This is a genomic window from Sphingomonas sp. BLHR8, assembly GCF_056821725.1.
Genome location: NZ_JBPDIM010000001.1, coordinates 1,687,816 through 1,700,318 on the forward strand (window position 1 = coordinate 1,687,816; position 12,503 = coordinate 1,700,318).

At 68.0% G+C, this 12,503-nt stretch carries 11 protein-coding genes; 5 read left to right on the top strand and 6 right to left on the bottom strand.

Going from position 1 to position 12,503, the window contains the following annotated elements:
- Nucleotides 1–23: 23 nt before the first annotated feature.
- Genes ACRYJK_RS08440 through ACRYJK_RS08455 form a run of 4 tightly spaced genes read right to left on the bottom strand, consistent with a single transcriptional unit; the run spans nt 24 to nt 2,707 of the window.
- Nucleotides 24–587 (bottom strand): DUF1190 domain-containing protein, encoded by a 564-nt coding sequence (locus ACRYJK_RS08440; RefSeq protein ID WP_482667083.1) that lies wholly within the window; start codon nt 585–587, stop codon nt 24–26.
- A gap of 14 nt (nt 588–601) precedes the next feature.
- Nucleotides 602–1,021, bottom strand: coding sequence for a DUF350 domain-containing protein (locus tag ACRYJK_RS08445; protein WP_482667084.1), 420 nt, complete (start codon nt 1,019–1,021; stop codon nt 602–604).
- Nucleotides 1,022–1,043: 22 nt separating this feature from the next.
- Nucleotides 1,044–1,682: a DUF2491 family protein gene (locus ACRYJK_RS08450; protein WP_482667085.1), complete on the bottom strand. Its 639-nt coding sequence runs from the start codon at nt 1,680–1,682 to the stop codon at nt 1,044–1,046.
- On the bottom strand, nt 1,679–2,707 hold the full coding sequence (locus ACRYJK_RS08455; protein ID WP_482667086.1) for a potassium channel family protein: 1,029 nt from the start codon (nt 2,705–2,707) through the stop codon (nt 1,679–1,681). The genes ACRYJK_RS08450 and ACRYJK_RS08455 overlap by 4 nt, the downstream gene beginning before the upstream one ends.
- Before the next feature lie 80 nt (nt 2,708–2,787).
- On the opposite strand from ACRYJK_RS08455, the gene ACRYJK_RS08460 reads away from it, so the two are divergent.
- Genes ACRYJK_RS08460 through ACRYJK_RS08470 form a run of 3 tightly spaced genes read left to right on the top strand, consistent with a single transcriptional unit; the run spans nt 2,788 to nt 5,209 of the window.
- On the top strand, nt 2,788–3,225 hold the full coding sequence (locus ACRYJK_RS08460; RefSeq protein ID WP_482667087.1) for a YjfI family protein: 438 nt from the start codon (nt 2,788–2,790) through the stop codon (nt 3,223–3,225).
- Between the two features lie 36 nt (nt 3,226–3,261).
- Nucleotides 3,262–4,032 (top strand): PspA/IM30 family protein, encoded by a 771-nt coding sequence (locus tag ACRYJK_RS08465; protein WP_482667088.1) that lies wholly within the window; start codon nt 3,262–3,264, stop codon nt 4,030–4,032.
- A gap of 10 nt (nt 4,033–4,042) precedes the next feature.
- Entirely contained in the window at nt 4,043–5,209 is a 1,167-nt protein-coding gene (locus tag ACRYJK_RS08470; protein ID WP_482667089.1) for a glutathionylspermidine synthase family protein, read from the top strand.
- Between the two features lie 217 nt (nt 5,210–5,426).
- On the opposite strand, the gene ACRYJK_RS08475 is transcribed toward ACRYJK_RS08470, so the two are convergent.
- A complete protein-coding gene (locus ACRYJK_RS08475; protein ID WP_482667090.1) occupies nt 5,427–7,706 on the bottom strand; it encodes an NADP-dependent malic enzyme in 2,280 nt (759 codons plus the stop codon).
- A 77-nt stretch (nt 7,707–7,783) separates the two neighbouring features.
- A complete protein-coding gene (locus ACRYJK_RS08480) occupies nt 7,784–9,853 on the bottom strand; it encodes a S9 family peptidase (RefSeq protein WP_482667091.1) in 2,070 nt (689 codons plus the stop codon).
- A gap of 118 nt (nt 9,854–9,971) precedes the next feature.
- Between ACRYJK_RS08480 and ACRYJK_RS08485 the strand changes: the two genes are divergently transcribed.
- Together ACRYJK_RS08485 and ACRYJK_RS08490 are read left to right on the top strand one after the other, a co-directional pair.
- A complete protein-coding gene (locus tag ACRYJK_RS08485; protein WP_482667092.1) occupies nt 9,972–11,789 on the top strand; it encodes an aminopeptidase P family protein in 1,818 nt (605 codons plus the stop codon).
- Complete coding sequence (locus ACRYJK_RS08490; RefSeq protein ID WP_482667093.1) at nt 11,789–12,262, top strand: acyl-CoA thioesterase; 474 nt, start codon at nt 11,789–11,791, stop codon at nt 12,260–12,262. The genes ACRYJK_RS08485 and ACRYJK_RS08490 overlap by 1 nt, the downstream gene beginning before the upstream one ends.
- Nucleotides 12,263–12,503: the final 241 nt, after the last annotated feature.

A 12,503-nucleotide genomic window follows, 5' to 3' on the forward strand; every position in this document is an offset into this window, starting at 1 on the left:
CTTGTCAGTGTTTGTGACGGCGCTCAGCCGCCCCAGCCGCCGCCGCTTGCGCGACCGCCGAATCCGCCGCGCGACACGACCGAACTGCGGCTCTGGATGCGTGGCGTCGCCTTGGGCGCCTCCAGCGCGCGGTTCTGCGCGTAGAATTTGCCCGGACCGCCGCCGTAGCCAAGCCGATAGCCATTGCCGAGGTAATAGCCCCCGCCCGGCCCGTAATAATAGGGTCGCGGGCTCAGCGCCTGGCCAAGCAGGAAGCCGGTCATCATCGGCATGAAAAAGCTTTGCCCGCCGGAGTTGGCCGGGACGCAGCGACCGACGCCGTGTTGCTCCTCGCAAGTCTGCTGCCCGTCGTAACGCGGCGCTTCGGTCGCGTTGCTGGCGAGCGCCTGATTATAGGCGGTGCTGCAGTCCGCTTCGGTGCGGCCGCTGGCAACGCAGGCGGCGACATCGGGAAATGCATCGACCTGCTGCTGCGGGCCGCCATCGTCGCAGCCCGCGAGCATCAGCGTCGCGCCCGCGACGCCCATGCTGGTGAGCGTGACTCGCGTCGAGCGCTTGGTTCGCCGTCGCGCTGGAAGGCTGGTCATGCTCGCAACTCCGATCAGTAGGTCATCGACGCGGCGTTGATCAGGCCGATGCCGATCGACAGCGCCGCCATGAAGATGCCGGTGGCGACGTTGCCTGCCTCGATCTTGGCAGCGAAGTCACGGATGACAAGGCTGCGCACCACCAACGGCGCGACGATCTGGATGATCCCGGCGATCACCCCCCAGATGGCGAATTCGAGCGGGCTGGTCGTTTCGCGGATGGCGCTGGCGAGCGGCAGCGCGAAACCGACCAGCGCGCCGCCGACGGCGATCGCCGCAGCGGAGTTGCCCTCGCCCACCAGCCGGCGCTCATCATAAGGAGTGGACGCCTGGTAGAGGCGCAGGAACAGCACCAGCAGCGCCATCCCGAGTACCATCGACAGCAGGAACCAGACCGCCCCGTTCGCCACCGCCTGTCCGTCAATCGGTGCCATCACCACTTTTCCGTCTCCCCCGTTAGACTGTGAATTCAGCCGTCGTGACCGGCACCCCGACCATCAGGTCGAGCGTTGCGTCGCCCCGCTCGGGCCGCGTCGAAATCGCCAGCAGAAGCTCGCGATCCGCACCCAGTTCGCGGGCGTAGAGCATACAGCGCTGCTGGATATGCCGTGGCCGCGCCATCGTGCGGTCGTCCCACACCGTTTCCCACAGCGTCACCGGCGGCTGCACGCCTTCGTCGCCGTCGTACCAGAAGCGCTGGTAGGGGCCGACGCCGTGGAGGTCGAACACCGGCTGCGAGATCGTCTGCACGAACGCCGCTTCCTCACCGGGCCGCGGGTAATGGCTCGACCAGGGCATGAACAGCGTGAGGTCGTCGGCATCATGGCCGTCGGGCGACTGGCTGACCGCCTGCAACATCAGCTCGTCTTCGGTGTAGAAACGGTGGACGTAGCCGCCCGCATCGTCGAGCTCGATGCGCCCCTGCGCGACGATCTCGAGCGTGCCGCGGTCGAGCGTGAAGGCGGCGCCAGTGAGCCGCCGCCAGATCAGCGTGTCGAGCTCGACCGTGCGACCGATGGTGATCTGGTGCACCACCGGCAGCTCGGCCGCGGGCTTGTCGGGTTCGCCCGATCCGAACAGCTTGCCCCAGATCATGCCGGCACCCGCCCGCGCGCGACATAAAATAGCGTGCCGAGCGCCGGGGCGGCGTCGTCGAGCGGCAGTTCGATCGCCGCGTCGCGCGAGGCGGCGTGGGCGAGCAAGATCGCGCCCGCGCCCCGCAACCGCTGTGCTGCCGCGCCGATGCTCTCGCCCGAGCGCGCGGGCGTCGCGTAGAGCGTCCCGCCATCGTCGGTGTGGCTGGCGAGCTGCGCCAGCACGCGGCTCGCGCCGGGGTCGGCGAGCGCCTTCACCACCAGCTCGACACTTTGCGCGCGCACGACCTCGACCCGCGGACAGTGCGCCCCGATCAGCGCGGCGGCGTCCGGGTCGGTGAGGTAGGCGACGACATGCGCGGATCGATTGGCGGCGGTCACCGCCAGCGTTGCCGCGAGCGTTTCCGCATCGCTCCCTGCTTTCACGATCACCCGCGCCGCCCCCGCAATGCCTGCGCGGGCAAGGTCGCTGGCGGAGGTGAGCGCGCTCGCGTGGACGTAACGGTAGCGCGGGTCGTCGACCTCCATCGCCTGCGTCGCGACGACAATGATGTCGTGCTCGCCGTCGGCGGTCAGCTCGTCGATCATGCGCGGCGTGCGCGAGGGATCATAGCCGATCAGCAGCGTCGCACCCTGGATTTCAGCGAAGTCACCCACGCCGATGCGGCGCCGCTTCCACACCGCGGCCAGCCCCGCAAAGGCACGCGCGATGGCGGTGGTGAACAGCGCGATCGCGCCCGGCAACACGAACGCGATGGTGGCGATCCGCCCTGCCGCCCCCTGCGGGCTGACGTCGCCATAGCCCACCGTCGACGCGGTCACGGCATACCAGTAGGCGAAGTCCGCCAGCGGCCGCAGCTTCTCCTCGCCCGCCCATTGCAGCAGCAGGTACGACAGCGCCATATGCGCCACCGCCGCCGCCAGCAGCACGCCGGGCCGAAGGTCGCTCGCCGCCAGATAGAGGCGGCGCAGGAAGGCGGTCAGCGTATATGGGCGCATTCCCTCGTCGCACTTGATCGGGCGCAAGTCGGGCCAATCTCCCTTTGCGCTGCGCCCGTGGGGTGCAATAGGTTGCCCCGCAACGTCAAGGGAGAGCGATACACGCGATGGCCGACACCAACCCTGCTGCCTGGACCACCGCCAGTCTTTATCGCGCGCTCGCCGCGCCCGACTATGCGGACGATCTCGACGTCTCGCGCATCGACGGGGCGCAGCCAGTGCTCGCCGTGCGGATGAAGCAATATGGCGACCTTCCCATCCTCATCACCGCCGGCGAAGAGCAGATCGTCGTCGCGACCCTGCTCTGGCCCGTCGACGAACAGGATAATGCCAGCGAATTCAACAGCTTCCTGCTGCGCGCCCAGCGGCTGATCCCGCTCTCCAACTTCGCCATTACCGTGGTCGATGGGCGCGAATATTACGAACTTATGGGCGAACTGTCCGCCGAATCGCGGCTCGTCACCATCGTTCAGGAACTGACCGTGCTCGCCGAAAACGCGATGGCCGCCGCAGGCGAGCTGCGCGAAGCCTTCGCCGCTCGCTGACGTTTCCCCTCCAACGCCCCCCGAAGGACCCATCCCATGTGGAAACAGCTCGTCACCCTGATCCGCGGCACAGCGCACGAGACCGGTGAGAAGATCGTCGATGCAAAGGCGCTGACCATCCTCGACCAGCAGATCCGCGACGCCGCCAACGCGCAGTCGAAGGCGCGCGACGATCTCGCGACGCTCACCGCGCGGCGGCGGATGATCGAGAAGGAGGTCGAGACGCTGACCGACCAAATGGTCCGCTACGAAGCGAGCGCGCGCGCCGCCATCGCCAAGGGCGACATGGACCTCGCCCGCGAAGTGGCGGAGCGGATGGCGCAGATCGAAACCGACATCAATGCCAAGACCCCGCAGGCCGAAGAGATGCGCACCGCCGAAGAGCGCATCCGCGGAATCGTCCGTCAGGGCGACGGCAAGATCGAGGCGCTCCGCCGCGAGGTGGAGATCGTCCGCGCCAACGACAGCCTGCAAAAGGCGCAGGCGTCTGTCGCCACCAACTATAACGGCACGGTTTCCTCGCTCGGTTCGGCGGCGGACAGCCTCAAGCGGCTGCGCGAGCGGCAGGCGATTCAGGACGAAAAGTTCAAGGCCGCCGCCGAACTCGAGGATATGCGCAGCGGCGCCGATCTCGACGCGAAGCTGCGCAACGCGGGCTTGCTCGAAGGTCAGTCGAGCGCGGACTCGATCCTTGCGCGGCTGTCTGCTCCGGCGGCGCAACCTGCGGCCATCCCGGATCAGAGCGGCCGCCTCCCCTCGCAACGCGAGCGCGTCGAGGACGCCGACTACACCGACGACAAGGCCTGAGCAGCGCACGATGGAACGGGTGAAGATCGACCCGCGGCCCGACTGGGAGGCGACCGCGGACCAGGCCGGGTTCGTCTTCCACCACATCGGCGGCGAGCTTTACTGGGACGAAAGCGCCTACTGGCGCTTCTCCCTCGCCGAGGTCGAGCGCGAGATCGAGGACGCCTCGACCGAGCTCTACGCCATGTGCCTCGCCATCGCCGACGAGGCGGCGGGGTCGCAGGAGCTGATGGAACGGCTCGCCATCCCCGAGGCGTTTCGCGACGTGGTCGCCGACAGCTGGCGCAAGGGCGATGCCTCGCTCTACGGCCGCTTCGACCTCGCCTACGACGGCAGCGGGGCGGCGAAGCTGCTCGAATTCAACGCCGACACGCCGACCAGCATCTACGAGACGGCGTACTTCCAGTGGCAGTGGCTGGAGGATCAGATCGCGCGCGATGTGCTGCCCGATGGCACCGACCAGTTCAACCGCCTGCACGAGGCGCTGATCAACCGCTTCAAGGCGCTGCTGACGCAGGGGTCGCTGATCCATTTCTCCAGCGTCGAGGACCATGTCGAGGACCGCTCGACGGTGCGCTACCTCGAGGATCTCGCCAAACAGGCGGGGCTGGAGGCGGAGTTCGTGGCGATCGACAAGATCGGGCTCGATGCCGAAGGGCGCTTCGTCGATGAGGACAAGACCATCCTCCAGGCGCTGTTCAAACTCTACCCGTGGGAGGATATGCTGCGCGAACCCTACGCCGAGCATATCGCCAAGTCGGGCACGATGTTCATCGAACCCGCGTGGAAGGCGCTGCTCAGCAACAAGGGGCTGCTGCCGCTGCTGTGGGAACGCCACCGCGGCCACCGCAATCTGCTCCCTGCGGCGTTCCTCGACGGCGCGGATGCAGACGAGATCCGCGCCAGCGACCATGCGTTGAAGCCGCTATTCTCACGCGAGGGCGCGGACCTGCGGCTCGAGGTGGGTGGCGAGACGCACCACGGCCCGATCCAGGGCTATGGCGCGGAGGGGCACGTCGTGCAGGCGGCAGCCAAACTCGCCCACGCCGACGGGCAATATGCGGTGGTCGGCAGCTGGATCGTCGGCGACGACTGCGTCGCCATGTCGATCCGCGAGGACGACCAACCCATCACCCGTGACACGGCGAGGTTCGTCCCGCATGTAATCGCCGACTGAGGCTCGCAAACCTCCCCGTCACCCCGGACTAGATCCGGGGTCCCGCTCGGCGCTGGTCAAACTCCGCGAGCCTCCGCTCCGCCGTCGCCCTGTACTTGTTTCAGGGTCCATGACGCACCGTCGGTTGAGGACCCCGGATCAAGTCCGGGGTGACGGATAGTATTGAGGCCGGTGGCGGGCGTGGCGACGGTTCGCCTCTTCACTCCAGGGCTGGCACCTACCGCGCGATGCCACCGGCGGCGAGCACCGCCAGCGTAACGAGGTCGCTGGCGCTGGCGGCCATCGGCGCGATCTGCACCGGGCGGCTCATGCCGATCAGCATCGGGCCAATGACGCTGTCTCCGCCTAGTTCGCGCAGCAGCTTGGCGGAGAGGTTGGCGCTTTGCAGCCCCGGCATGACTAGCACGTTGGCCGGCCCCGAAAGCCGCGCGAACGGGTACTTCGCCATCATCCCCATGTTGAGCGCGACATCGGGCGCCATCTCGCCCTCATATTCGAAGTCCGCGCCCTCCGCGTCGAGCAGGTGCACCGCATCGCGAATATTTTCGAGCCAGTTGCCCTCGGGATTGCCGAAGGTCGAGTAGCTTAGGAACGCGACGCGCGGGTCGTGGCCCATGCGCCGCGCGACGGTCGCGGTCTCACGCGCGATCTGCGCCAGCTGCTCCGCGCTCGGCCGCTCGTTGACGGTGGTGTCGGCCATGAACACCGTATGATGCTGGCCGACGAGAACGTGGATGCCGAACGGCGTCCGCCCCTCCGCCGGGTCGAGCACGCGGCCGATCTCGCGCATCGTCTGCGCGTAGGTGCGGGTGACGCCGGTCAGCATCGCGTCGGCGACGCCCATCTCGAGCAGCAGCGAGCCGAAGATGTTGCGGTCCTGGTTGACCATGCGCTCCGCGTCACGCTGCAGCCAGCCCTTGCGCTGCAGTCGCGCGTAGAGCCGCTCGACCATCTCCGGCACCAGCGGCGAGTGACGGCTGTTGTGCAGCTCGTAGCTGTCGGGGTCCTCAACCCCGAGCGCGCGCAGCCGGTCGCGCACGTCGTCGCGCCCAACCAGCACCGGGATGCCGTAGCCGCCGTCGCGGAACTGGATCGCGGCGCGCAGCACCACCTCCTCTTCCGCTTCGGCAAACACGACGCGCTTCGGATCGCGCCGCGCCGCGTCATAGGCGAGCGTCAACACTGCCGTCGTCGGGTTGAGCCGCGCGCGCAGCTGCTGGCGATACGCCGTCATGTCCTCGATCGGACGCCGCGCGACCCCACTCTCCATCGCCGCCTGCGCGACCGCCGCCGGCACGACCTCGAGCAGGCGCGGATCGAACGGGGCGGGGATGATGTAGTTGCGGCCAAAGCTCTCCGCGCGCCCGCCGTAGGCCGCGGCCACCTCCTCCGGCACCGGCTCGCGCGCGAGGTGCGCGATGGCGTGCGCGGCGGCGATCTTCATCGCATCGTTGATCGTCGTCGCGCGCACGTCGAGCGCACCGCGAAAGATGAACGGAAAGCCGAGGACGTTGTTGACCTGGTTGGGGAAATCACTGCGCCCGGTGGCGATGATCGCATCGGGCCGCGCCGCGCGCGCGTCGGGCGGGCTGATCTCCGGGTCGGGGTTGGCCATGGCGAAGATGATCGGCTGCGGCGCCATCGCCTCGACCATCTCCGGCTTCAATGCGCCCGCGGCGGAGAGGCCGAGGAAGACGTCGGAGCCGACCAGCGCCTCGCTGAGGTCGCGCGCTTGCGTCGGCGCGGCGTGCGCGCTCTTCCACTGGTCCATATTGTCGGTGCGGCCGCGGTAGATCACCCCCTGCCGGTCGCACATGATGACCTGGTCGCCCGGGACGCCCATCGCCTTGATGAGTTCGGTGCAGGCGATCGCCGCCGCGCCGGCGCCGTTGACCACTACCCGAATGTCCGCGAGCGCGCGGCCGGTGAGCGCGCAGGCGTTGATGAGACCGGCGGCGGTGATGATCGCCGTCCCGTGCTGGTCGTCGTGGAACACCGGGATCGCCATGCGCTCTTTCAGCGCAGCTTCGATGATGAAGCAGTCGGGCGCGGCGATGTCTTCGAGGTTGATGCCCCCGAACGACGGTTCGAGCAGCGCCACCGCGTTGACGAAGGCGTCGGGGTCTTCGGTCGCGAGCTCGAGGTCGATCGCGTCGACGTCGGCGAAGCGTTTAAACAGCACCGCCTTCCCCTCCATCACCGGCTTGGAGGCGAGCGCGCCCAGATTGCCGAGGCCGAGGATGGCGGTGCCGTTAGAGATCACCGCGACGAGGTTGCCGCGCGCGGTATAATCCCACCCCGCCTCCGCGTCCGCGGCAATCGCGCGCACCGGGGCGGCGACGCCGGGCGAGTAGGCGAGGCTGAGGTCGCGCTGCGTCGCCATCGGCTTCGACGCGACAATCTCGAGCTTCCCCGCGCGCGCGCCGCTGCTGCCCGCAGCGTGATATAGCAGCGCCTCCCGATCGCCGAAGTCGGGCCTGTCGTCGCTGCTGGTCATCATGGTCCTTTCATCGCCTCGCCGCGCAGCGCATAGCGGCAAACGGCGGCCGGGTCAGCCCGCGCCGCCGTCCGCGATCAGGCGAGCCCCATGCTGGTCAAGAGAAACGCCTGCTCCTCCGCATCCTCGCGCAGCGATTCGAAACGGCCCGACTTGCCGCCGTGGCCCGCGCCCATGTTGACCTTGAGCAGCAGCGGGTTCGCATCGGTCTTGGTCGCGCGCAGCCTCGCCACCCACTTGGCCGGCTCCCAATAGGTAACGCGCGGGTCGTTGAGGCCGGCGGTCACCAGCAGCGGCGGATATTCGCCCGCGCGGACATTGTCGTACGGCGAGTAGGCGGCGATGTGGCCGTAAGCCTCCGCATCCTCGATCGGATTGCCCCACTCGGGCCATTCGCCGGGGGTGAGCGGCAAGCTCGCGTCGAGCATCGTCGCCAGCACGTCGACGAACGGCACATGCGCCACCGCCGCGCCGAACAGCCCCGGCGCCTGGTTGAGCACCGCGCCGACCAGCTCGCCCCCAGCGCTGCCACCGGCGATGGCGATGCGCCCCTCGCGCGTCCAGCCGCGCTCGACGAGGCCGCGCGCGACGTCGATGAAGTCGTCGAAACTGCGCTGGCGATGCGCCTTCTTGGCGGAGAGATACCAGCCGCGGCCCAGATCGTCGCCGCCACGGATATGCGCGATGGCATAGACAAAGCCGCGATCGGTGAGGCTCATCCGCGTGGTGGAGAAGCCCGGCGGGATGGCTATGCCGTAAGCGCCATAGCCGTAGAGATAGAGCGGCTGGCCGCCATCCTCCCGCTTGAGGTCGCGCCGCCAGACGAGACTCACCGGAATGGCGGTACCGTCGCGCGAGGGGATCATCAGCCGTTCGGTCGCGTAGAGGCTGGCGTCGTAGCCCGACGGCACCTCCTGCACCTTGCGCACCACCATCTCGCCGCTGTCGACGCTGTAGTCATAGACCGTCGCCGGGGTGACCATCGAATTATAGACTAGCTGCAGCGTGCGCGTCGCGAACTCGGGGTTCTCGCCGAGCCCAGCGCTGTAGCTCGCTTCCGGAAAGGCGATGCGGTGCTGGTCCTGCGGCGCGTCGTAGCTCGCCCAGCTGAGCTGATCGAGCCCGTCCTCCCGCCCTTCGACCACGAAGAAATCCGCAAAACAGGTGACATCGGTCAGGTAGAAATGGTCGCTGCCCGGGATCAGCGTCGTCCACTCGCCCGGCGCGTCCAGCCGCGCAATGGCGAGACGGAAGTTGATGTGGTCGTCGTTGGTGACGATGTAGAGCGTGCCGCCGCGCTCCTCGACCTCATATTCGACGCCGGGCCGACGCGCGGCCACCAGCAGCGGCTCCGCGAGCGGATCGTCGGCAGGGAGCAGGCGCACTTCGCTCGTTTCATGATCGCCGGTCGAGATGACGATGAACCGTTCGCTGTGCGTCATGCCGACGCCGGCGGAGAAGCCTTCGTCGGGCTCTTCGTAAAGCGTCACATCCTCTGCGACCGGCGTGCCCAGCCGGTGCAGCTTGATCGTGCGCGTGCGCCAATTGTCGTCGACCAGGCCGTAGAGCAGCATGGTCGCATCCGCGCTGAACACGATGCTGCCGAGCGTGCCGGGGATTTCGTCCGCGATCTCGTGCCCGCCCAACAGGTCGCGAAAGCGCACGGTGAACCGCTCCGACCCGTCGGTATCGGTCGAATAGGCGAGCATCGCGTGGTCCTTGGACACGTCCATCGCGCCGAGGCGGAAATATTCATGCCCGTCAGCCAGCGTGGGCTCGTCGAGAATGCACATCGGCTCGCCCGAGCCGTCCGCGGGGCGGCGCCACCAGGTGCGATACTGGGCGCCCTCGGCGAACTCGCGCCAGTAGAGCCAGTCGCCGTCGCGCACAGGAACACTCTTGTCCGCCTCCTTGATGCGCCCCTTCATCTCCTGAAACAGCGTTTCGATCAGCGGGGCATGCGGCGCCATCTGCGCCTCGAACCAGGCATTCTCGGCGTTGAGATGGGCGAGGATTTCGGCGTCCTTGACCTCCGGATAACCGGGATCGCGCAGCCAGGCGTAGTCGTCGTGACGGTCGAGGCCGTGGTGCGTGGTGGTCGACGGACGGCGCGGCGCGGTCGGGGGAGCGATGGGGGTGTCGGTCATGCGCGGGGATTAGCGTCTCTCGGGAAGAGGTCACGCATCTTTCGTCCCCTCCCCACAAGGGGAGGGGAGAGCGGCGCCCCCTTGGTCGCGCCGCGCGCGCTGCCTATAGCGCGTGCGCATGACGGCTCCTCTCGAACCCACCGCCTCCCGCCTCGCCGCACTGCGAGGCGAACTCGCCCGGCAGCAGCTGGACGGATTCATCGTCCCGATCAGCGATGAGCATATGAGCGAATATGTCGGTGCCTATGCGCAGCGCCTGGCGTGGCTGACGGGCTTTGGCGGGTCGGCGGGGACCGCGGCGGTACTGCGGGACGGGGCGGCGATCGCGGTCGACGGGCGCTACGAATTGCAGGTGCGCGATCAGGTCGCAGGCGCCAATTTCACCCCGCTCGACGTTCCCCGCGACAGCTTAGCCCTGTGGGTCGCCGAGCATGGGCGCGCGGGCGACCGCATCGGCTACGACGCATGGCTGCATGGCGAGGCGTGGGTGAAGGCGTTCGCGCAGGCGCTTTCCGCGAAGGGCGCGAGCCTCGTCCCGGTCGCAGCAAACCCCATCGACGCCATCTGGACCGACCGCCCGCAGCCGAGCAATGCGCCCGCGACGCCCTATCCCGAACAGCTCGCAGGCCGCAGCTCCGCCGACAAGCGTGCCGAGCTGGGCGAGTGGCTGCGGCGCGAGGGGCATGATGCGGTGATAGTGTCGGCGCTCGATTCGATCGCGTGGCTGTTCAACCTGCGCGGCCGCGACGTCGCGGGCACGCCGGTCGCCCTCGCCTTCGCCAGCGTGCGCAGCGACGGCACCGCAACGCTGCACATCGACCCCGTCAAGGTGACGCCGGAGCTCGCGCAGGCGCTCGGCAATGCGGTGAAGATCGCGCCGCGCGCCGACTTCGGCGCCAGCCTCGCGGGGTTCGCCGGGCGGCGGGTGGCGGTCGACCCGGAGCGCACCGTGGTTGCGATCATCGACGCGCTCGAAGCGGCCGGCGCGACCGTCGTGCGAACCCGCGACCCGGTGGTGTTGGCAAAGGCTGTCAAGAACGCGGCCGAGCTCGACGGGATGCGCGCCGCGCACGTCAAGGACGGGGTCGCGATCACCCGCTTCCTCGCGTGGTTCGATGCGGAAGCGCCCAAAGGGGAGCTCGACGAGCTCGCCGCGGCGGCCGAGATCGCGGCGCTACGCGGCGAGGAAGAGGGCTGCTTCGACGCGAGCTTCGACACCATCGCCGGCGCCGGCCCCAACGGCGCGATCATGCATTATCGGGTGTCGCAGGAGACCAACCGCCCGATCGAGACCGGCTCGCTGTTCCTGCTCGATTCGGGCGGGCAATATGCGGAGGGGACTACCGACATCACCCGCACGATGGCAGTGGGCCAGCCGACCGCGGAGATGCGGCGGCGCTATACGCAGGTGCTCAAAGGACACATCGCGCTTTCCACTGCGCGCTTTCCGCGCGGCACGCGCGGCGGCCAGCTCGACATCCTCGCGCGTCATGCATTGTGGCAGGACGGCGCGGATTATGCCCACGGCACCGGACACGGCGTCGGCCACGCGCTGGCGGTGCATGAAGGGCCACAGCGCATCGCCAAACCCGGCGGCGCGCAGCCGGGCACCGACGAGCCGCTGCTCGCCGGCATGATCCTCTCCAACGAGCCGGGTTACTACAAGCCCGGTGCATTCGGGATCCGCATCGAAAATCTGATCGCGGTACGCGATGCGACGCAGTCGGGCGACGAACAGCCGATGCTGGGGTTCGAGAATCTGACCTTCGCTCCGCTCGACCGGCGGCTGATCGATGTCGCAATGCTCAGCGCGGACGAGCGGCGGTGGGTCGATGACTATCACGCGACAATATACGCTAAGCTCGGCGAGCGTCTCGATCCGGAAACCCAAGCGTGGCTCTACACGGCCACCGCCCCGCTGGAAGGAGCCGCCTGATGGATCGCAGCTGGTGGGACGTGCCAATCGAACATTTCGCCGTCACTCATGACGTGCGCGTGCGCTATAATGAAATCGACGGCCAGGGCATCGTCTTCAACGGCAATTACCTGATTTACGCCGACATTGGCGTGACCGAGCTGTTTCGCGCACTGGGGGAAGGTCAGCCCGGCCCCTTCTTTGGCCAATATGGCACCGACATCGTGGTGGTGAACGCCGACATCGATTATCATGCGTCGGCCGAACTCGACGATGTGATCACCATCGCCGCGCGCGTGGCGCGCTTCGGTCGGACGAGTTTCGTCATCCATATTGCGCTGTTTCGGGGCGAGCAGCGGCTGACCGACCTGGCGCTCACCTACGCCCACGTCGCCGCCGACCGCAGCGCGTCAATGCCGCTCCCGGCGCTGTTCGTCGCCGATGTGCGCGCATTTCAGCCGCTGGCACCGGAACAGGCCCCGCCGCGCGCATAAAAAAAGGACCGCCCCACGAGGGAGGCGGTCCATTTAGGGAGTTGGGAGAGAGTGCCTCGAAAGGCAGGCGCGTTGTGCACCGCAGCACGGTGCGCCGCAAGTGCGAAGCACCGAAGTCGAGTTGCATTTGGTGCAACCCTGTGTCGCCCGGCCCATCCTTGACATCGGCCCCGAATCCCGACTATCGGCGCGCCCAGCGGGCAGCCCGGCGCTGCCCTTTTTTATTGTCTCATTCGTTTTC

Excerpts from the sequence above, each read along its gene's own strand:
- ACRYJK_RS08440 (WP_482667083.1), bottom strand. The coding sequence starts at position 587 with ATGACCAGCCTTCCAGCGCGACGGCGAACCAAGCGCTCGACGCGAGTC.
- ACRYJK_RS08445 (WP_482667084.1), bottom strand. The coding sequence starts at position 1,021 with ATGGCACCGATTGACGGACAGGCGGTGGCGAACGGGGCGGTCTGGTTC.
- ACRYJK_RS08450 (WP_482667085.1), bottom strand. The coding sequence starts at position 1,682 with ATGATCTGGGGCAAGCTGTTCGGATCGGGCGAACCCGACAAGCCCGCG.
- ACRYJK_RS08460 (WP_482667087.1), top strand. The coding sequence starts at position 2,788 with ATGGCCGACACCAACCCTGCTGCCTGGACCACCGCCAGTCTTTATCGC.
- ACRYJK_RS08465 (WP_482667088.1), top strand. The coding sequence starts at position 3,262 with ATGTGGAAACAGCTCGTCACCCTGATCCGCGGCACAGCGCACGAGACC.
- ACRYJK_RS08470 (WP_482667089.1), top strand. The coding sequence starts at position 4,043 with ATGGAACGGGTGAAGATCGACCCGCGGCCCGACTGGGAGGCGACCGCG.
- ACRYJK_RS08475 (WP_482667090.1), bottom strand. The coding sequence starts at position 7,706 with ATGACCAGCAGCGACGACAGGCCCGACTTCGGCGATCGGGAGGCGCTG.
- ACRYJK_RS08480 (WP_482667091.1), bottom strand. The coding sequence starts at position 9,853 with ATGACCGACACCCCCATCGCTCCCCCGACCGCGCCGCGCCGTCCGTCG.
- ACRYJK_RS08485 (WP_482667092.1), top strand. The coding sequence starts at position 9,972 with ATGACGGCTCCTCTCGAACCCACCGCCTCCCGCCTCGCCGCACTGCGA.
- ACRYJK_RS08490 (WP_482667093.1), top strand. The coding sequence starts at position 11,789 with ATGGATCGCAGCTGGTGGGACGTGCCAATCGAACATTTCGCCGTCACT.